The sequence below is a fragment of the Clavibacter nebraskensis NCPPB 2581 genome (assembly GCF_000355695.1).
In the GTDB taxonomy this organism is placed as follows: domain Bacteria; phylum Actinomycetota; class Actinomycetes; order Actinomycetales; family Microbacteriaceae; genus Clavibacter; species Clavibacter nebraskensis.
The window spans coordinates 2908501-2926452 of the sequence record NC_020891.1 but is presented as its reverse complement, the minus strand read 5'-3'; the positions used below and the strand labels follow the sequence as shown (position 1 = coordinate 2926452).

20 protein-coding genes are annotated in these 17952 nt (G+C 73.6%); 12 read left to right on the top strand and 8 right to left on the bottom strand.

Annotated features, from left to right (window positions below; translation table 11 throughout):
* Window positions 1–68: 68 nt before the first annotated feature.
* Window positions 69–449, bottom strand: a complete 381-nt coding sequence (locus CMN_RS13795; protein ID WP_041465321.1) for a winged helix-turn-helix transcriptional regulator — start codon at window positions 447–449, stop codon at window positions 69–71.
* A gap of 115 nt (window positions 450–564) precedes the next feature.
* Here CMN_RS13795 and CMN_RS13790 point away from each other — a divergent pair, with 115 nt between their 5' ends.
* A complete protein-coding gene (locus CMN_RS13790) occupies window positions 565–1428 on the top strand; it encodes an SDR family oxidoreductase (RefSeq protein ID WP_015491391.1) in 864 nt (287 codons plus the stop codon).
* Between the two features lie 86 nt (window positions 1429–1514).
* On the opposite strand, the gene mmuM is transcribed toward CMN_RS13790, so the two are convergent.
* The gene (gene mmuM / locus CMN_RS13785) at window positions 1515–2420 is read right to left on the bottom strand and encodes a homocysteine S-methyltransferase (RefSeq protein ID WP_015491390.1); all 906 of its coding nucleotides are present in this window, start codon (window positions 2418–2420) and stop codon (window positions 1515–1517) included.
* 139 nt (window positions 2421–2559) lie between these two features.
* On the opposite strand from mmuM, the gene CMN_RS13780 reads away from it, so the two are divergent.
* Window positions 2560–3069 carry a MarR family winged helix-turn-helix transcriptional regulator gene (locus CMN_RS13780; RefSeq protein WP_015491389.1) on the top strand — a complete coding sequence of 170 codons (510 nt, stop codon included), beginning with the start codon at window positions 2560–2562 and terminating at the stop codon, window positions 3067–3069.
* 44 nt (window positions 3070–3113) lie between these two features.
* The gene (locus CMN_RS13775; protein WP_015491388.1) at window positions 3114–3812 is read left to right on the top strand and encodes an HAD family hydrolase; all 699 of its coding nucleotides are present in this window, start codon (window positions 3114–3116) and stop codon (window positions 3810–3812) included.
* 3 nt (window positions 3813–3815) lie between these two features.
* Here the strand turns inward: CMN_RS13775 and CMN_RS13770 are convergent, their stop codons facing one another.
* Entirely contained in the window at window positions 3816–4493 is a 678-nt protein-coding gene (locus CMN_RS13770; protein WP_015491387.1) for a GntR family transcriptional regulator, read from the bottom strand.
* A 117-nt stretch (window positions 4494–4610) separates the two neighbouring features.
* On the opposite strand from CMN_RS13770, the gene CMN_RS13765 reads away from it, so the two are divergent.
* Window positions 4611–6017, top strand: a complete 1407-nt coding sequence (locus CMN_RS13765) for a cytosine permease (protein ID WP_015491386.1) — start codon at window positions 4611–4613, stop codon at window positions 6015–6017.
* Entirely contained in the window at window positions 6014–6745 is a 732-nt protein-coding gene (biuH, locus tag CMN_RS13760; RefSeq protein ID WP_015491385.1) for a biuret amidohydrolase, read from the top strand. Before CMN_RS13765 ends, biuH begins: the two co-directional genes overlap by 4 nt.
* Here biuH and CMN_RS13755 read toward each other — a convergent pair.
* From CMN_RS13755 to CMN_RS13740, 4 genes are all read right to left on the bottom strand, one after another.
* Complete coding sequence (locus CMN_RS13755) at window positions 6724–8097, bottom strand: glycosyltransferase 87 family protein (protein ID WP_015491384.1); 1374 nt, start codon at window positions 8095–8097, stop codon at window positions 6724–6726. The two genes, biuH and CMN_RS13755, sit on opposite strands and share 22 nt — an antisense overlap.
* Before the next feature lie 197 nt (window positions 8098–8294).
* Window positions 8295–9578 (bottom strand): uracil-xanthine permease family protein, encoded by a 1284-nt coding sequence (locus tag CMN_RS13750; RefSeq protein ID WP_015491383.1) that lies wholly within the window; start codon window positions 9576–9578, stop codon window positions 8295–8297.
* Window positions 9579–9685: 107 nt separating this feature from the next.
* Window positions 9686–10087: a hypothetical protein gene (locus tag CMN_RS13745; RefSeq protein WP_015491382.1), complete on the bottom strand. Its 402-nt coding sequence runs from the start codon at window positions 10085–10087 to the stop codon at window positions 9686–9688.
* Window positions 10071–10268, bottom strand: coding sequence for a helix-turn-helix transcriptional regulator (locus CMN_RS13740; protein ID WP_015491381.1), 198 nt, complete (start codon window positions 10266–10268; stop codon window positions 10071–10073). The genes CMN_RS13745 and CMN_RS13740 overlap by 17 nt, the downstream gene beginning before the upstream one ends.
* Before the next feature lie 92 nt (window positions 10269–10360).
* Between CMN_RS13740 and CMN_RS13735 the strand changes: the two genes are divergently transcribed.
* The 3 genes from CMN_RS13735 to CMN_RS13725 all read left to right on the top strand — a co-directional run bounded on the left by CMN_RS13735 (window position 10361) and on the right by CMN_RS13725 (window position 14114).
* Entirely contained in the window at window positions 10361–12343 is a 1983-nt protein-coding gene (locus CMN_RS13735; RefSeq protein ID WP_015491380.1) for a M13 family metallopeptidase, read from the top strand.
* Between the two features lie 11 nt (window positions 12344–12354).
* Complete coding sequence (locus CMN_RS13730) at window positions 12355–13263, top strand: serine hydrolase (RefSeq protein WP_015491379.1); 909 nt, start codon at window positions 12355–12357, stop codon at window positions 13261–13263.
* Window positions 13264–13361: 98 nt separating this feature from the next.
* On the top strand, window positions 13362–14114 hold the full coding sequence (locus CMN_RS13725; protein WP_015491378.1) for a histidine phosphatase family protein: 753 nt from the start codon (window positions 13362–13364) through the stop codon (window positions 14112–14114).
* A gap of 162 nt (window positions 14115–14276) precedes the next feature.
* On the opposite strand, the gene CMN_RS14880 is transcribed toward CMN_RS13725, so the two are convergent.
* Entirely contained in the window at window positions 14277–14645 is a 369-nt protein-coding gene (locus CMN_RS14880; RefSeq protein WP_227077697.1) for a hypothetical protein, read from the bottom strand.
* A gap of 297 nt (window positions 14646–14942) precedes the next feature.
* Here CMN_RS14880 and CMN_RS13720 point away from each other — a divergent pair, with 297 nt between their 5' ends.
* The 4 genes from CMN_RS13720 (at window position 14943) to CMN_RS13705 (ending at window position 17948) form a co-directional block, all read left to right on the top strand.
* Window positions 14943–15548: a hypothetical protein gene (locus CMN_RS13720; RefSeq protein ID WP_015491377.1), complete on the top strand. Its 606-nt coding sequence runs from the start codon at window positions 14943–14945 to the stop codon at window positions 15546–15548.
* Between the two features lie 31 nt (window positions 15549–15579).
* A complete protein-coding gene (locus CMN_RS13715; protein ID WP_131666510.1) occupies window positions 15580–15948 on the top strand; it encodes a hypothetical protein in 369 nt (122 codons plus the stop codon).
* 633 nt (window positions 15949–16581) lie between these two features.
* Window positions 16582–17565, top strand: a complete 984-nt coding sequence (locus CMN_RS13710; RefSeq protein ID WP_015491375.1) for a 1,4-dihydroxy-2-naphthoate polyprenyltransferase — start codon at window positions 16582–16584, stop codon at window positions 17563–17565.
* Window positions 17566–17570: 5 nt separating this feature from the next.
* Window positions 17571–17948, top strand: a complete 378-nt coding sequence (locus CMN_RS13705) for a hypothetical protein (RefSeq protein ID WP_015491374.1) — start codon at window positions 17571–17573, stop codon at window positions 17946–17948.
* Window positions 17949–17952: the final 4 nt, after the last annotated feature.

Here is a 17952-nt window from a genome sequence, read left to right as displayed (position 1 = left end):
TCTCTCTCTGGCCGGGTGGCGCCGTGGCGCGAGGCGGGAGGCGCCGGATCCCGGCTGCCGGATCCAGCCTAGGGTCGGCGGGACGCCAGGGGCGACGTGTCCTCGGTGATGTCCATCACCAGGTCCATGAGCGGCACGAGCCGCGCGCTCACCTCGTGGCCGGTCTCGGTGAGCCGGTAGTCGACCCGCGGCGGGATGGTGGGCTGCGCCTCGCGGAGGACGAGCCCGTCGTCGGCGAGCGTGCGTAGCGTGGAGGCGAGCATCTTCTCGCTGATGCCCTCGACCTCCCGGCGCAGCTCGCCCCAGCGGCGCGACCGCTCGCCGAGCGCGAGGAGCACGAGCACGCCCCACTTGCTCGTGATGTGGTCGAGCAGGGTGCGCGACGGGCAGTTCGCGGGGTAGCGGCCCTCGGTCACGCCGGGTCGGTCGCGGGTCACCCGGAAGCTCATCTGCGTCACATCCCACAACTTACCAGAAGGTGGGTACCTCCCTGTGGGAAGGTACTCGGCGACGGAGTCGTTGACCCCGACGTACCGCTCCTCCTCTCGACTCGAAAGGCACACCATGACCATCGTCGTCACCGCCGCCACCGGCCGCCTCGGATCGCGCATCGTCGCGTCCCTCCTCGCCCGCGGCGCCGCCGCCTCCGACGTGCTCGCCACCGCGCGCCGCCCCGAGGCCCTCGCCGACCTCGCCGCCCAGGGTGTCCGCACCGCGCGCCTCGAGTACACCGACGCCGACAGCGTCGCCGCCGCCATCCAGCCCGGCGACACCCTCGTGCTCGTCTCCGGCAGCGAGGTCGGCCAGCGCGTGCCGCAGCACACCACCGTCATCGAGGCCGCGAAGGCCGCGGGCGTCGGCCGGATCCTCTACACGAGCGTCCTCCGCGCCTCCACCACCGAGCTCTTCATCGCGGGCGAGCACAAGGCCACCGAGGAGGTGCTCGCCGCCTCCGGCGTCCCCGTCACCCTCCTCCGCAACGGCTGGTACACCGAGAACTACGCGGGCACGGTCGACACCGTGAAGCAGACCGGCGCGCTCCTCACGAGCGCGGGCGACGGCCGCGTCGCGAGCGCCACCATCGCCGAGTTCGCCGAGGCCACCGCGGTCGCGGCCCTCGACGACTCGCTCGCCGGCCAGACGTTCGAGCTCGCGGGCGACGAGCGCTGGACCCAGGACGACCTCGCGCAGGCGATCTCCGGCATCCTCGGCCAGCCCGTCCCCGTCTCGCAGGTCTCCGCGGAGGAGCACGCGCGGATCCTCGGCGGCGCCGGCCTCGACGAGGGCACCGTCGGCTTCGTCGTGGGCCTCGACGCCGCCACGCGCGCCGGCCAGCTCGACGACGAGACGGGCGATCTCGCGCGCCTCCTCGGCCGCCCCACCACATCGCTCGCCGAGGGCCTCCGCCAGGCGGTCGCGGGCGCCTGATCCGCCCGGATCCGCACCCGACGCGCATCCGCACGCCACGACGGCCCGTCCCCTCGCGGGGGCGGGCCGTCGTCGTGCGCGCGACCTCAGCCCAGCGCGTCCCGCATCCGCCGGATCTCGTCGGGGCCGACGCGGCAGCACCCGCCGACGAGCGACGCGCCCGCCTGGATCCACGCGTCGACGGACGGCAGCGCCGGGTCGCCGCCCCAGCCGCGCGCGACGGCGTCCCAGCGCTCGCCGGAGTTCGGGTAGACGACCACCGGCCGGTCGGTGACGTTCCGGGCCGCGGCGATCGCGGCCGGCACCTCGTCGGGGTGCGCACAGTTGATCCCCACGGCCGCGATCTCGTCGGCCTCCTCCGCGAGCCGGAACCCCTCGGCCATGGGCTCGCCGGAGCGCAGCCGGCCGCCCTCGACCGTGAACGCGAGCCAGGCGGACGCGCCCGAGCCGCGCGCGAGGTCCACGAGCGCGCGTCCCTCGTCGAGGCTCGGGATCGTCTCGCAGGCGAGGAGGTCGGCGCCCGCGTCGGCGAGCACGGCGAACCGCGGGGCGTGCCAGCGGCGGAGCCCGGCGCGCGTGAGGCCGCTGGATGCCGCGTACTCGGAGCCGTCGCCGAGCGTCGCGCCGTACGGGCCGACGGAGGCGGCGATCCAGCGGTCGCGGGGTGCGCCGGGCGGATCCTCGCGGGCGACCTCGTCCCGCGCCTCGGCCGCGAGCCGCACGCTCGCCCGCAGCAGCGCCTCGGTCTCCGCGGTGCTCAGCCCGCGCGCCGCGAAGGCCGCGAACCCCACCTGGTACGACGCCGTGATCGCGACGTCCGCCCCGGCGCGGAAGAACTCGGCGTGCGCCGCCCGCACCGCGTCGGGCTCGTCGGCGAGCACGCGCGCGCTCCACAGCGGATCCGACAGGTCGTGCCCGCGCGCCTCCAGCAGCGTGCCGAGGCCCCCGTCGAGCACCAGCGGGCGGTCGGGGAGCGGGAGCGGCCGGGTCATGCGCACATCCTGCCGGAGCCGGGTGGCGGATCCGCGGTCCGCGACGCCCGGCGACATCGGCGTCCGCCTCCGCCGAGTCCCCACCGGGCCGCGACCCGCCGTCGTCCCGGGTACCGTGGACGCGACGGTGGGAGTCCCGATGAAGGATGACGACGACGTCGACCTGGTGATCGACGCGTGGGGCGCGGCCATGCCCGACGTCGACTTCGCGCCGCTCGACGTGGTGTCGAGGCTCCGGCGCCTGCTGCCGCAGATGCAGCGGATCCGCGAGGGCGCGTTCGCCGCCGAGGGCCTCACGACGAGCGAGTTCGAGTTCCTCTCCGTGCTCCGCCAGCAGGGCGACGCGGGCCTCACGCGCGCCGGGCTCGCCGAGCGCCTCGGCACCGACACGGGCAGCCTCGTGCACCGGGTCAACCGGCTGACCGCGCGCTCCTTCATCACGCGCGAGGAGGATCCTGCGGGCGGCCGCAGCCGGCTCGTGGTGCTCACGCCGTTCGGCATCGAGCGCGTCGACCGGGCCATGCGCCGCCTCGTCGCCGACGAGGACGAGGTGCTCGCCGACCTCAGCCGCGAGCAGATCGCGACCCTCATCGACAGCCTGCGCGTGATCGCGCGCACGACCGAGCGGATGCGCGCGCGCCGGTCGTGACCTCGGGCAGGTCGCGCGGAGGTGCGCCGGAGCACGATGGACGGATGGCCGACACCGCATCCACCCCGCCCGCCGTCCTCTTCGACATCGACGAGACCCTCATCCACACGGGCGGGTCCGGTGCCCGCAGCTGGGCGATGGCCTTCCGCGACCTGCACGACGTGGAGGCCGACATCGGCGAGCACTCGTCGGCGGGGGAGACGGATCCGCAGGTCGGCACCGCGACATTCCGCGCCGTGATGGGCCGGGATCCGGAGCCCGCCGAGCTCGCCCGCCTCTACGCCTCGTACCTCCGCCACCTCGCCGACGACATCCTCGTCTCCGGGGGCTACCGCGTGCTCGACGGCGCCGAGGCGCTGCTCGACCGGCTCGCCGACGCGGGCGTCGTGCTGGGCGTCGTCTCGGGCGCGATGGAGGGCGCGGCCCGCACGAAGATGGAGCCCGCCCGGCTCGGCCGGTTCTTCGTCTTCGGCGCGTACGGATCCGACTCGCCCGACCGCGTCGACGTCGTCCGCCGCGCGATCGCCACGGCCGGCACCCTGCGCGGCGCCGAGCCCGCGCGCGACGAGGTGCTCGTCGTCGGCGACACCCCGAACGACATCACCTCCGCGCACGACGCGGGCGCGACCGCGGTGGGCGTCGCGAGCGGCCACTACTCGGCCGACGAGCTGCGCGACGCGGGCGCCGACCTCGTGCTCGACTCCCTCGAGGACCCGGCGCTGGAACGGCTGCTCGGGCTCTGAGGCCTAGCCCGCGGCCGCGGCCTCCTCGCGCTCGAGCGCCTCGAGCGCCGCGCACGCGTCGACGCGCGTGGCCTCGATGTGCCGGCGCGCGAGATCCGCCGCGCGCTCGCCCTCGCGCCGCTCCACCAGCGCCAGCAGCTCGCGGTGGTCGGCGAGCGAGTCGGGTCGGCGGGCGCTGGCGGCGGGCAGGTAGTGGAAGCGCACGCGATTCGACATCGACTCGACGACGGACGCCAGCGTGCTGTTGTGCGCGGCCGCGGCGAGGGCCACGTGGAAGTCGTAGTTGAGGCGGGCGAGGTCGGCGGGATCCGCGGTGCGCTCCTGCAGGCGGATGACCCGCTCCAGCTCGCGCAGGTCGTCGGCCGTGCGGCGCCCCGCGGCGAGCTCGACGGTCCGCGGCTCGACGAGCGCGCGCGCCTCGAACAGGTCCACCAGCTCGGACAGCACGCGCGGCCGCACCGACATGCCCTCGTGTGCGCGGTGCACGACCCAGCCGTCGGCCTCGAGCGCTCGCAGCGCCTCGCGCACGGGGATGTGGCTCGTGCCCATCCGCTGGGCGACCTCGTCGGCCTTCACGCGGGATCCGGGGGCGATGACGCCGCCGAGGATCTCCTCCTCGAGCATCACCCGCACGCGCTCCGCGGCGCCGAGACGGGCGGGGACGAGAGCGGGAGCCGGCATCCCCCGATTATTAGGATCCGCCGCCAGGCCATCACCCAGACGTGTTTCACATCCGCGAAACACGGGTGAAACGCCGGTGATCGCCTCGGCTGGTCCTATAGGACGCGCCCGGCACCCGTGACCGGCGTCCTGATCGAGCCTCCCGAGGAGATCCCATGTCGCACCCCGCCGGCCACGCGCCCCGCCGTCGAGCCCCAGCCCGACCCCGCCGCGCGGGCCGCCTTCTCCGAGTACGAATCGGAGCCGGTCCCCGCACACGCGCGCCGCCGCACCTCGTCGGTCGCCGCCGTGTGGCTGGGCTTCCCGATGATCCTCACGTGCGCGGTCTTCGGCGGCCTGGTGGTCCACTCGGTCGGCTTCTGGCCGGGCATGGGCGCCATCGCGGTCGGCACGCTCGTCCTCATGGTCTACGTCGGCGCGCTCAGCTACCTGGCCGGGCGCAGCGGCGAGAGCTTCGCGCTCATGGCCATGCGCACGTTCGGCGCCACGGGCTACGTGGTGCCGGCTGCCTTCCTCGCCACCGTGGTCATCGGCTGGTTCGCGTTCCAGACCGGGCTCACCGGATCGACCCTCCACGGCAGCCTCGGCTGGGACCAGACGGGCACCACGCTCGCGGCGGGCCTCCTCTTCGTCGCGGTCACGCTGCTCGGCATCCGCGCGCTCTCCTGGATCGGCGTGGTCGCCGCTCCTCTCTACCTAGTGCTCGGCGTGGTCGCCGTCGTCATCGTCGCGACCCGGTCGGGCGGCGCGGAGCTGCAGACGGCGCCCGCGGCGGGAGCCGGCGCGCTCAGCTTCGGCGCGGCCGTGACCCTCGTCGTCGCGCTGTTCGCCGACTCGGGCACCATGACCGCCGACTTCACGCGCTGGGCGCGCTCGGGCCGGCAGGCCGTGCTCGCGACCCTCGCCGCGTTCCCGTTCGGCAACGCCGTCGCGCTCGTGGTCGGCGGCCTCGTCGTCGCGCTGGGCGGCGCGACCGACCCGGGCACGGCGGGCGGCGACTTCCTCGGGATCCTCGTCGCGCAGGGCGGCGCGCTCGTGCCGCTCGCCGTGCTGTTCGTGGTGGTGAACCTCGGATCCGTGTGCGCCCACTGCCTCTACAACGGCGCCGTCGGCTGGAGCCAGCTCACCGGGATGCGCATGCGCCGCACGACGCTGGTGCTCGGCGCGGTCGGCGTGGTGCTCGCGGTCGCGGGCATCTGGACCTACTTCGAGGTGTGGCTCAACCTGCTCGGGGTGATCGTGCCGCCCATCGGCGCCGTGCTCATCGTCGACCAGCTGCTGCTCGCCCCGCGACGTGCGGCGGCTGGACCCGTCGGCGCCCGCGGCGCATGGCGCGCCCCCGCCTTCGTCGGCTGGGCGGTCGGCGCCGTCGTCGCGCTCGTGGCCCACGCGTACGCCGACTTCCTCTCGACGGCCGTCGTCGGCATGGTCGTCGGCGCGGTCGTGCTCGTCGCCGTGGACGCCGCGGGACGCGTGCGCGCCCCGCTCGGCGCGGCCGTCGAGGCGGGGGAGGCCCGCTCGTGAGCGCGGTCACCGTGCCCGCGACCGTGACCGGCACCACGTCCGTCGCGGCGGATCCCTACGCCTGGCCCTACGACGGCGCCGTCGACGTCGCCCGCACCGCCGTGGTCTGCATCGACTGGCAGGTCGACTTCTGCGGCGTCGGCGGCTACATCGACCGCATGGGCTACGACCTCGCGCTCACCCGCGCGGGCCTCGCACCCACCGCCCGGCTGCTCGAGCGCGGGCGCGAGCTCGGCATGACCGTGATCCACACCCGTGAGGGCCACCGCCCCGACCTCTCCGACCTGCCCGCGAACAAGCGGTGGCGGTCGGAGCGCGCGGGCGCCGAGATCGGCAGCGTCGGGCCGTGCGGGCGGATCCTCGTGCGCGGCGAGCCCGGCTGGGAGATCGTGCCCGAGGTGGCCCCGCTCCCGGGCGAGCCCGTGATCGACAAGCCCGGCAAGGGCGCCTTCTACGCGACCGACCTCGACCTGCTGCTGCGCTCGCGCGGCATCGACCGGCTGATCCTCACGGGCATCACGACCGACGTGTGCGTCTCCACGACCATGCGCGAGGCCAACGACCGCGGCTACGAGTGCCTGGTGCTGTCGGACTGCACGGGCGCCACGGATCCGGCGAACCACGAGGCGGCGCTCCGGATGGTCACGATGCAGGGCGGCGTGTTCGGCGCCGTCGCCACGTCGGACGCCGTGCTCGCCGCCCTCGCTCAGGCGGTGCCGCTCTCCTGACGGGCGGGCGCCGCCGCCTGCGGGCCGAGCACGCGCGCGCCCAGCGCGGGGCGCACCGGCCGCGACATGTCCCGCCGTGCACGGGTGATCCTGGCCCCGGGGATCCCGTCGACCTCCGCGGCGCCCAGCCGGACCAGCTGCGCGACGGCGACCGCCAGGAGCGCGATCTCCGCGAGGTCGCGCAGCGTGATCACCGCGACCATCACCGGCACCGCGGAGGTGAGCAGCGTGTACGCGTACGGGAAGACGAGCTGCGTGAGCGCGGCCACGACGAGCCCGAGGCGCGCCACGACGGCCGTGCCGGGGGCGTGGCGGTCGTGCACGAGCATCACGATGATCGGCACGGCGAACCACGACACGTACTGCGGCGAGCCGACCTTGTTCGTGACGATGAGGGCCGCGACGAGCGCGAGCGACAGCGGCCCCATCAGCGCGGCGGGGGACGCGCCGCGGAGGTGCGCGCGGATCCCGAGCAGCGTCACGACGAGCACGACGCCCACCATGATCGGCGTCAGCGCGGCCGCGACCGCGTCCACCCCGGGGCCCGACACCTGGAACGTGATGATGCGCAGGTCGTCGTACACGCGGTACCGGTCGTCGCCCGCGACGATGCGCCACAGGTGGTACAGCGCTGCGGTCGACTCGACCTGGAGCCCGCGGCCGGTCTGCTGGCCCACGAAGCCCAGCACGTTCGCGCCGCTGCCGATGAGGAGGGATCCGGCCACGACCACGGCCGTCGTGCCGAGCGCGGTGACGACGACCCTGCCGCGCGCGAGCCCGCGGCGGGCGATCACGGCGGTGAGCAGCAGGGCGGCCGGCCACACCTTCACCCAGGCGCCGACGGTGAGGAGCGCGGAGGCGAGGCCAGGCCGGGTCGCGAGCACGAGCAGGCCGGCGAGGGCGAGCGGCACGGTGACCGCGTCGATCCGGCCGAGCGAGACCGGCCCGAGCGCCACGAGGAAGCCGAGCCACCACGCGGCCGGTCCGAGGCCGCGTCCGCGCCGGATGCGGAGGAGCAGCGCGAAGGCCCCGGCGTCGAGCAGCGTGACCAGCGCGAGCCACACCGTGCCGTAGAGCACGGTGCCGCCGACGAGGGAGACGAGCATGGGCACGGCCGCGAGGATCGGGTACACCCACGGCAGGTCGATGCCCACCCAGCCGCCGCCGGCCATGCCCTCCTGCATCCAGACGCGGTAGACGTCCGTCACGTCGGTGAGCGCGGAGGTGGGGCCGATCAGGTTAAGCGTGATGAGCCAGAGGTGGCAGAGCGCGAAGGCCAGCCACGGGCGCGCCATGATGCCGCGGGCCGGTGGGCGGACGGCATGCGCGGCGAGCGACTCGTCCGCGGTCACCGGGAGGCGCCCTCTCGGCGCGCAGGCGTGTGCATGGCGGGTGGTTCTCCTGCGGTCGATGCGGACGGGGACGCTCCCGCGATGGCGGGGGCCCGGCTCGCGGACGCCCGGCCGGCGGGCGGCGCTCCCCGCGATGGTAGGCCACGGGGACGGCGCCTGGCCGTGAGCGGATCCTCCGCCCGCGGACGCCCGTCGGGTCAGTCGGTGCCGCGGAGCCGCGCGACCGTGTGCATCACGTGGTAGATCACGATGGCCGCGACGGTGCCGAGCGCGATGCCGTTGAACGAGACGGTGCCGAGCGTGAAGGTGAACGGCGCGATGGCGACGATGAGCGCGGTGGCGGCCGTGAGCTGGTTGACGGGCTTGGAGAAGTCGACCTTGTTGTCGAGCCAGATCTTCACGCCGATGATCCCGATGAGGCCGTAGAGCGCGGTCGTCACGCCGCCGAGCACGCCCGCCGGGATCGTGTTGATGACCGCGCCGACCTTGGGCGAGAGCCCGAGCAGCACCGCGAACCCGCCGGCCACCCAGTAGGCGGCGGTCGAGTAGACGCGGGTGGCGGCCATGACGCCGATGTTCTCGCCGTAGGTCGTGGTGCCGGATCCGCCGCCGAGGCCCGCGAGCACGGTCGCCAGGCCGTCGGCGAGGAGCGCGCGCCCGGTCAGCTTGTTCACGCTCCCGTCGGTCATCTGCGCGACGCCGCGGATGTGGCCCACGTTCTCCGCGACGAGCACGAGCACGACGGGCAGGAACGCGGGCAGCAGGGCCCAGAACTGCGGCGTGATCTCGGGCGTGTGGAACTCGGGCAGGCCGATCCACGCGGCGGCCTCGAGCTTCGAGTAGTCGATCTCCTGGCGGATCGCGGCCACCACGTAGCCGACGACCACGCCGAGCACGATGGAGAGCCGACCGAGGATCCCGCGGAACAGCACGGTCGAGAGGATCACCGCGGCGAGCGTGATGGTCGCCGTCACGGGCGCCAGCACGAAGTTGTCGCGCGCCGCGGAGGCGAGGTTGAAGCCGATGAGCGCCACGATCGCGCCGGCCACCACGGGCGGCAGCAGCGCGTCGATCCAGCCGGTGCCGGTGAGCTGCACGATGCCGCCGATGACCGCCAGCATCACGCCGACCGCGACGATGCCCGCGAGCGCCGCCCCGATGCCGCCGCCGCCCGCCGCGGTGGCCGCGTTCGCCGCCGTGATCGGCGCGATGAACGCGAAGGACGAGCCGAGGTAGCTGGGCAGCCGGTTCCGCGTGAGAGCCAAGAACAGGAGCGTCCCGATCCCGGAGAAGAACAGCGTGGTCGTGGGCGGGAAGCCCGTGAGCACGGGCACGAGGAAGGTCGCGCCGAACATCGCGACGACGTGCTGCATCCCGAGCCCGATCGTGCGCGGCCAGGTGAGGCGCTCGCCGGGGCCGACGACCGCGGAGGCGTCCACCGCCTTGCCGTCGCCGTGGAGGGTCCAGATCGGTCGGGCCATGATCGCCTGCTTCCGCGCGGGTGTGTGGGGAGACGCCCCGATCCGCGAGCGTACCGACGCCGTGTTGCGGTGGCGTTTCCGGGAGCGGATCCGGTGCGCCGCGCCGCTCAGCCCCGCCGGGCCGCCAGCCGGTTCGCGACTGCCCAGACCGCGGCGAGCACGAGCATCTGCGCCAGGACGTACCAGTGCACCCGGCCCATCAGCGTGGTGACGAAGAACGTGCCCACGGTCATGACGAGCGCCGCGACGCCCACGGCGGCGAAGCCCTTCTGCGCGAGCAGCCCGTCGCGCTCGTCGCGGTACTCGAGCCCGTCGATGCGGGTGACGTCGGATGCCGTGGGCCGGGCTGCGTGGAGCGCGCCGCCCAGCAGGATGGCCGCCATGAGCGCGAGCGTGATCGCGTTGTACGGGTTGCCCGCGATCAGGGCGACGACGGCGCCGGCGGCGAGCACCCCCACGAGCAGCGCGTTCACGCGGGAGATCCCGCGGCGTTCAGTCGTCTTCGACATGGAAGACCTCCTCGACGGATCGGTGGAAGAAGCGGGCCGCCTTCACGGCCAGGGCGAGCGACGGGTCGTAGCGGCCCGTCTCGATGGCGTTGATCGTCTGACGGGAGACCCCGAGCGCGTCGGCGAGGGACTGCTGCGAGAGCCCGGCCGCCGTCCGGAGTCCCCTCACCTCGCTGCGCATGGATGACAAGCTAGCTTTCCATCTCGGGGGTGTCAAGCGTGCTTGTCATCTCTCCCGGCGCGGATCCGGCCGACGCCCCTAGGCTCGTGCCCATGAGCGCCGAGACACCTCCGACCGGGATCCGCACCGACGAGCTGGACGAGGGGGTCCGACCGCAGGACGACCTCTACCTCCACGTGAACGGGCGCTGGCTCGACCGCACCGAGATCCCCGACGACAAGGCCCGCTGGGGCTCGTTCCACCAGCTCGCCGAGGCGGCCGAGGACGCCGTGCGGGTGATCATCGAGGAGGCCGTCGACGCCGAGCCCGGCACCGAGGAGCGCAAGACCGGCGACCTCTTCACGAGCTTCATGGACTCCGAGCGCGTCGAGTGCCTCGGCGTCGAGCCGATCCGCGACCACCTCGACGCGGCCGCCGCCGTCACCGACGTGCCGTCCTTCCTCCGCACGCTCGGCGCGCTCGAGCAGACGAACGTCCCGGGCCTCCTCGGCCTCTTCGTCGACAACGACCCGGGCGACCCCGAGCGCTACGTCGTGCAGATCGAGCAGGGCGGCATCGGCCTCCCCGACGAGGGCTACTACCGCGAGGAGGGCCACGCCGCCATCCGCGACGCCTACCGCGCCTTCGTCGAGAGGATGCTCGGCCTCGCGGAGCTCGACGACCCCGCGGGCCGCGCCGACCGGATCCTCGACCTCGAGACCCGCATCGCCGCCGCCCACTGGGACAACGTCCGCACGCGCGACAGCCAGGCCACCTACAACCTCGTCACGTGGGCCGAGCTCCGCGAGCTGGTGGCGAAGGCCGCCGGCGCCGACCTCGACGTCTGGCGCGACGCCCTCGAGGCGCCCGCCGCCGCGCTCGACGAGGTCGTGCTGCGCGAGCCGAGCTTCGCCGAGGGCCTCGGCGCGCTGCTGGCCGAGGCCGAGGTCCCCGCGCTCCGCGACTGGCTCACCTGGCAGGTCGTCCGCGCGAACGCGGCGCTGCTCCCTCACGCCTTCTCCGAGGCGAGCTTCGACTTCTACGGCCGCACGCTCACGGGCGCGCCCGAGCAGCGCGTGCGCTGGAAGCGCGGCGTCTCGCTGGTGGAGGGATCCATGGGCGAGGCCATCGGCCGCATCTACGTCGAGCGCCACTTCTCGCCCACCGCGAAGGCCGAGATGGACGTGCTCGTCGGCCACCTCGTCGAGGCGTACCGGCAGTCCATCTCCGGCCTCGACTGGATGACCGCGGAGACGCGCGGCCGGGCGCTGGAGAAGCTCGAGAAGTTTACCCCGAAGATCGGCTTCCCCGACAAGTGGCGCGACTACTCGGCGCTCGAGATCGACCCGACGGACCTCGTGGGCAACGTCCGCGCGACCGCCCGGTTCGACACGCGCCGCGAGCTCGCGAAGATCGGCGCGCCGCTCGATCGCGACGAGTGGCTCATGACGCCGCAGACCATCAATGCGTACTACAACCCGGGCTTCAACGAGATCGTGTTCCCGGCCGCCATCCTGCAGTTCCCGTTCTTCGACGAGTCGCGCGACCCGGCCGCGAACTACGGCGCGATCGGCGCCGTCATCGGCCACGAGATCGGCCACGGCTTCGACGACCAGGGCTCGCGCTACGACGGCGACGGCTGCCTCACCGACTGGTGGACCCCGGCCGACCGTGCGGCGTTCGAGGAGCGCACGGCGTCGCTGATCCAGCAGTACGACGCGCTCGTGCCCGCGCAGCTCACGGGTGACGACGCCCCGCACGTGAACGGCGCGCTCACCATCGGCGAGAACATCGGCGACCTCGGCGGCCTCTCCATCGCGTGGAAGGCGTACCTGCTCTCGCTCGAGGGCGCGGAGCCGCCGGTCATCGACGGGCTCACGGGCGCCGAGCGCTTCTTCCTCTCCTGGGCGCAGGCCTGGCAGCAGAAGGGCCGCGACGCCGAGGTGATGCGGCTGCTTGCCATCGACCCGCACGCACCGAACGAGTTCCGCTGCAACCAGATCGTCCGCAACATCGATGCGTTCTACGACACGTTCGACGTGAAGCCGGGCGACGGCCTTTGGCTCGACGAGGAGGCCCGCGTCACCATCTGGTGACGCGTCGCGCGATGGCCGCCGCCGGCGAGGATCCGCAGCGTCGCCCCCGGCACACCGGGGGCGGTGCCGCGCGCCACGCGGGGCAGGAGCCGACCGACGGCTTCCGCTCCGCGTTCCGCGCGCTCGGCGGCCTCGCCCTCGACGGCATGCGCGTCGCGGCCCGCGCTACCGACCTCGACTCGGGCGACGTGGTGCTCGCGGTCGACGACCACGTCGCCCTGCCCGCCGCCGGCCTCGGCCGCGTGCTCCTCCTCGTCGAGCTCTCGGCGCGCATGACGTGCGGCAACTTGTCCCCGCTGCACCTCGTGGACCGCCGGCCTGGCGACGAGGGCGGCACCGCGGGCCTCTGGCGCCACCTCGTGGTGCCGTCGCTGCCCGTCACGGATCTCGCGTCGCTCGTCGGCGCCACAGGTGACGCGGCCGCCACCAACGCGCTCCTCGGGCTCGTCGGCCTCGACGCTGTTCGCACGCGCGCCGAGTCGCTCGGCCTCCGCCGCACGGCGCTCCTCGACGTGGCGCGCGGCACCCGCGGGCCGGACGACGCCCCGCAGCTCTCCGTCGGATCCGCCCGCGAGCTCGCGTCGCTCTTCGCCTCGCTCGTGCACGGCGAGGTGGTCGACGAGGAGACGAGCACGCGCGTGGTCGGCTGGCTCGCGCTCAACACCGACCGGTCGATGGTGGCCGCCTCCTTCGGGCTCGATGCACCGGTGGGCCGCGGCGGCGAGCACGGCATGGCGCTCGTCGACTGCACGGGAGTGGACGCGGGCGTGCGCGCCGAGGCGGGCGTGCTCCGCGGGCCGCGCGGCGCGGTCGCGTACGCCGTCATGGCGCACTTCGACGACGCCGACCTCCGCGCCCGCCTCGCCGTCCGCGACGCCCTGGGCGTGGTCGGCCTCGACCTGCTGGAGCACGTGCATTGAGCCCCGCGGATCCGGCCGCCCACCGGTCGTGGATCCGCCCGGGCGTAGAGTCGGATGTCGCCCGCCACCCCTCCCGGGCGACGGAGGAGACCCCCGCTATGACCGGCATGAACCCCGCCACCGCCAAGCGCCTCGCCCGCGACGACGTGGCGCCGATGTACGCGGAGGTGGACGCGGCCATCGCCCGCGCGGAGATCCCCGGCACCCCGGAGTGGCAGGAGAAGGTTCGCGGCCGCATCGTGATGGTGCGCCACGGGCAGACCGAGTGGAGCGTCAACGGGCGCCACACCGGCACGACCGACATCCCCCTCACGGCCACCGGCGAGGAGCAGGCGCGCGCGGTCGGCGGCGTGCTCTCGGGCACCGAGTTCGGCCTCGTGCTCGCCAGCCCCCGCTCCCGTGCGCAGCGGACCGCCAAGCTCATCGGCTATGGCGACCAGGCCGAGGTCGACGACCGTCTGGTCGAGTTCGACTACGGCGCGTACGAGGGCCGCACCACCGCCGACATCCAGTCCGAGCGCGGCCACTGGGACCTCTGGACCGACGGCGTGCCCGCGGGCGACACCCCGGGCGAGACGTCCCAGCAGGTCCGCGCCCGCGTGCTCCAGGTGCTCGAGCGCGTGCTGCCCGTGCTCGAGTCCGGCCAGGACGTGCTGCTCGTCGCGCACGCGCACGTGATCCGCGCGCTCGCCGTCGCGTGGGTCGGCCTGCCCGCGGAGGCCGGCGGGATCCTCACGCTCTCCACCTCCACGCTCAGCGAGCTCGGCTTCGAGCACGGGCGCCACGCGATCATGCGCTGGAACTGCCCGGCGGACGGCTGGGCGCCGTCGCCGGTGGGCGGCAGCCGCTAGCCGCAGCCGGTAGCGCGTCGGCCCCGCGCGGAGAGCGGTGCTGAGCTCGCCACCGTCGACGCCACCTCGGGCTGGGCGGCCGTCGAACAGCTCGGCCCGCGGATCCCGGCCGGTCACGTGGTCGTATACGTCGGGCGTCTCAACCAGACGCCGGCCTACGGGTCACAGGGGACATCCGCTGGCGCCGTCGCGTGCCGCGAAGCGAACGGCACCGGCCGATCCGAGCGTGGCATCATGCGCGCCGCGGCCGCGTTCGAGGACGCTTCCCGGTGGACCCAATTCCGCTGTCCCCGCTCGTTGCGGGTGTCCGCGTAAACCTCGCACATGAACGGGTCTTCGGGCTCGGCACAGACTACGCAGCACGTAGCCGAGCACGGGGGAGTCCTCGACCTGGAAGGGCCAGTAGCCGGCCTCCTGGTGCGCCCATGGGTGGGTCTCGACGCCGCGCACCAGGCGCTCGATGCCGCCCTTCACCTTGTTCTCCGGGTGGTCTCCTTCGTCGATCGAGTCGCTGTAGGAGAATCCGGCCACGCTCGTCGACGAGCGTACGAGTCAGCGCCGACATTCCGACGCCCGGACGAATACCCCGAGATATGTCCGGTGTCAACCCCTCGACATGCTGCTTCTACGAAAACGTGCATATTTTCGCCCCAAACGTGGGGCATGCGGGAATGGCGAGATCGAGCCGATCCCATGCCGGTGCGGATGCAAGGGTCGCGGCGGGAGGCCTATCACAGAGACGCGGTGGTTGACCTCCCCCGAGGCGCAGGCGTAGACAGGATGCATTCGTCATCGAAGGCGGATACCAATTTCATTGGGGGAATTGCTATGTCCAAAAACGCATTCACCAATCGCTTCGTTAGCGGGGCTGTAGGCGTCGCGGTCGCGGCGCCCGCGACGACGGCCGCAGCGCCCATGACGACAGCGGCCGCGCCGGCGCCCGCCGTCGAACTGCCCGTCTCGGGGGGCGTGTTCGCCGAGGTCGAGAAGGCACCCACGCTAGCCGAGAAGAAGGCGATCTTGGAGAGCAACGGCTTCGTCAACACCGGTGGCACCACCTACGAGTCCACCGAGGGCGGGTTCACGATCGGAACCACGCTGGCAGAGGAGCCCCGGAAGGACGTCGTCTCGCCGCAGTGGTCCGGGGGGATCGGCCTCGGCGGCCCGTACATCCAGGGCACGCTGCCCAAGTGGCAGGCGGCCATCGACGGCGCCGCCACGCCGGCGACGGTCGCGTGCGCCTTCATCACTGCCTCGGTCGGAGCTGCAGCGTGTGCCGTCGCGATCCAGAAGGTGAACGAGTACATCCAGGCGCAGGACTTCAGCGGGACCGAGGCGATCTGCCTCCGCGTCTACGCTCCCGTCTGGCAGATCGCGCCCCCCCATCCCCTGCTAGAGGTGAGGCAGATCAGCCCTGGTAGCGTCGACGAGTAACCGTGATACCGGATGCGCAAGGGGGATGAGTATGACGAACCAAAACGGACAGGATGAATTCGGCACGACGAATCGGAATCGGGTTGCTCTAATTGGGCTCGCGGGAACGGCAATCATCGCCGTTGTCGCGGCACTGGTCGGAATCATCGATTCCGCTACTGCCCGCCCGTGGCTGTCGTTCGTGCTGACTTTTGTCGTCATCGCTCTCGTCCTCGGTCTCCTACCGCGCATGCGTGGATGGCACACCGTCCCGTGGGTATCCATCGCCATGGTGGCCGTCATCGCAGCAGGATTCGTCAGCTCCTCTGGCGTCATCCTCGGTCTCGGCGCGCTGCTCTTCGTGATCGCCACCGGCGCGCACGAGGCGCGGAGCCGGCGGTCAAGCGGCGCCGCGCGCTGACACCAGCGCCAGGATGGCGGGTGCCCCTTGGGGCGCCCGCCATCAGTCGTCAACAGGCCCGGTCGCCGAGGCGCAAGCCATTCTTGGGCCGAGGTCGTCTCTGCGCGGCGGCGGGACAGAGCCGGAGCATGACGATAAGCGCGACAAGCACGCAGCCCTCCGAGCCGCTGTTCCCCCTGCGGTCCCTGTCGAGCGTCACGGTCGCGAGCGGCGCCGGCCAGGTCGTGAACTCCGCCCTGCCCCTGTTCGCGCGCCGTGCTCGGGCTCACTGCCGCGCAGACCGGCGCCCTTCTGGCCGCGGGTCTCGCGACGTCGTTCGTGCTCCGCCCGCTCGGCAGCATCGCCGCGGACCGCGACGACCGGACCACGATCGCTGCCGTGTCCGCGCTCGTGGTGGGCGGCGGCTACGCGCTCGTCGCACTCGCCGGTGCCTTGACCGTCGCCCTCGCGGGCGTGCACGTCTCCCGGCCCGGCGGCCCGTTCCTCTGGGTCGCGCTGCGCGCGACCGCCGCCGTCGGGCACCAGGCGGATCCGAGCGCGTCCGCTCGGCTCATGTTGGCCGAGGAGCTCGGGTCGTGGGTAGTGGGTCGCGGCGCCCGCGCGTCCGCGCGTCCGCGCGTAGGATCGCCCCTCGTGGCACAGAAGAAGAAGCGCACCCGGCAGGCCCCCTCGTCCTCCGCCCGCACCCGTCCGGGATCGCCCGCCAAGGCGCGCTCCGGCAACCCGGCGAAGGCGCGCAAGGCCACCGCGCGCGACTGGATCTCCGGCGCCCGCATCCGCACCCTCCCGCTCGCCGTCGCCCCCGTCGCGATCGGCGCGGGAGCGGCCCGCGCGATGGGCCCCGACGAGGGCGTCTCCCTCGGCCTCGCGCTCCTCTGCCTCGCCGTCGCGGTGCTGCTGCAGATCGGCGTGAACTACGCCAACGACTACTCCGACGGCGTCCGCGGCACCGACGACGTGCGCGTCGGCCCCGCCCGCCTCACCGGATCCGGCGCCGCCAAGCCGCGCACCGTGCTCACCGTGGCGCTGACGTTCTTCGGCCTCGCCGCCGTCGCGGGCCTCGTGATCGTGCTGATCACCGGCCACTGGTGGCTGCTCGCGGTCGGCGCCGTCGCCATCGTCGCGGCCTACTTCTACACCGGCGGCAAGCGGCCCTACGGCTACGCCGGCCTCGGCGACGTGGTCGTCTTCGTGTTCTTCGGCCTGGTCGCCACGGCGGGCACGCAGTTCATCCTCATCGGCATGATCACGGGCGAGGGCTGGCTGGGCGGCGTCGCGGCGGGCGGCTTCGCGTCCGCCGTGCTGATGGTCAACAACATCCGCGACATCGAGCAGGACGGCAAGGTCGGCAAGCGCACCCTCGCGGTGCGGCTCGGCCCGCGCGGCTCGCGGATCGTCTACTGCATCGAGGTCGCGATCGCCTACGCGGTCGTGGTGTTCTTCTTCCTCTTCTACCCGAAGGCGCTGCTCGTGCTGTTCACGCTGGCGCTGGCGCTGCCGGCCGCGATCATCGCGTGCACCGGCCGCACCCCCAAGGAGTTGATCCTGTCGCTGCAGCTCACGAGCATGGCGGCGCTCACGTTCGGCCTGGGCCTCGGGGCGGCGTTCGCGTTCTGAGCGCGATGGATCCCGACCTCGTCCGGGCGCTCGCCCCGGACCACGAGACGTGGGCGACCGACGACCCGCGGCTCCTCGCGCTGCGGCAGCGCTCGGGCGGCGGGCGGCGCGCGGTGCTCGTGGTCGACGCAGCGCTCGAGGCGTGGTGGACGGAGCGCCGGGCGACGGATCCCGAGCGGGCGGCCGCGGCCCTCGCGGCCCAGGTCGCGCGGGCGTCCGCGGAGGCGGGGCCGGGGGAGCGGTACCTGGTCATGGACCACGGACGCCTCACCTCGTCCACGCGCACCACGCCTCCCGCGGTGCGCGACCAGGCTCCTCCGACCACGGGCCGGTGGGTCGCCTACGTGCCGATCGAGCGCGACGGGCCCGCGGACCCGGCCTGACGCG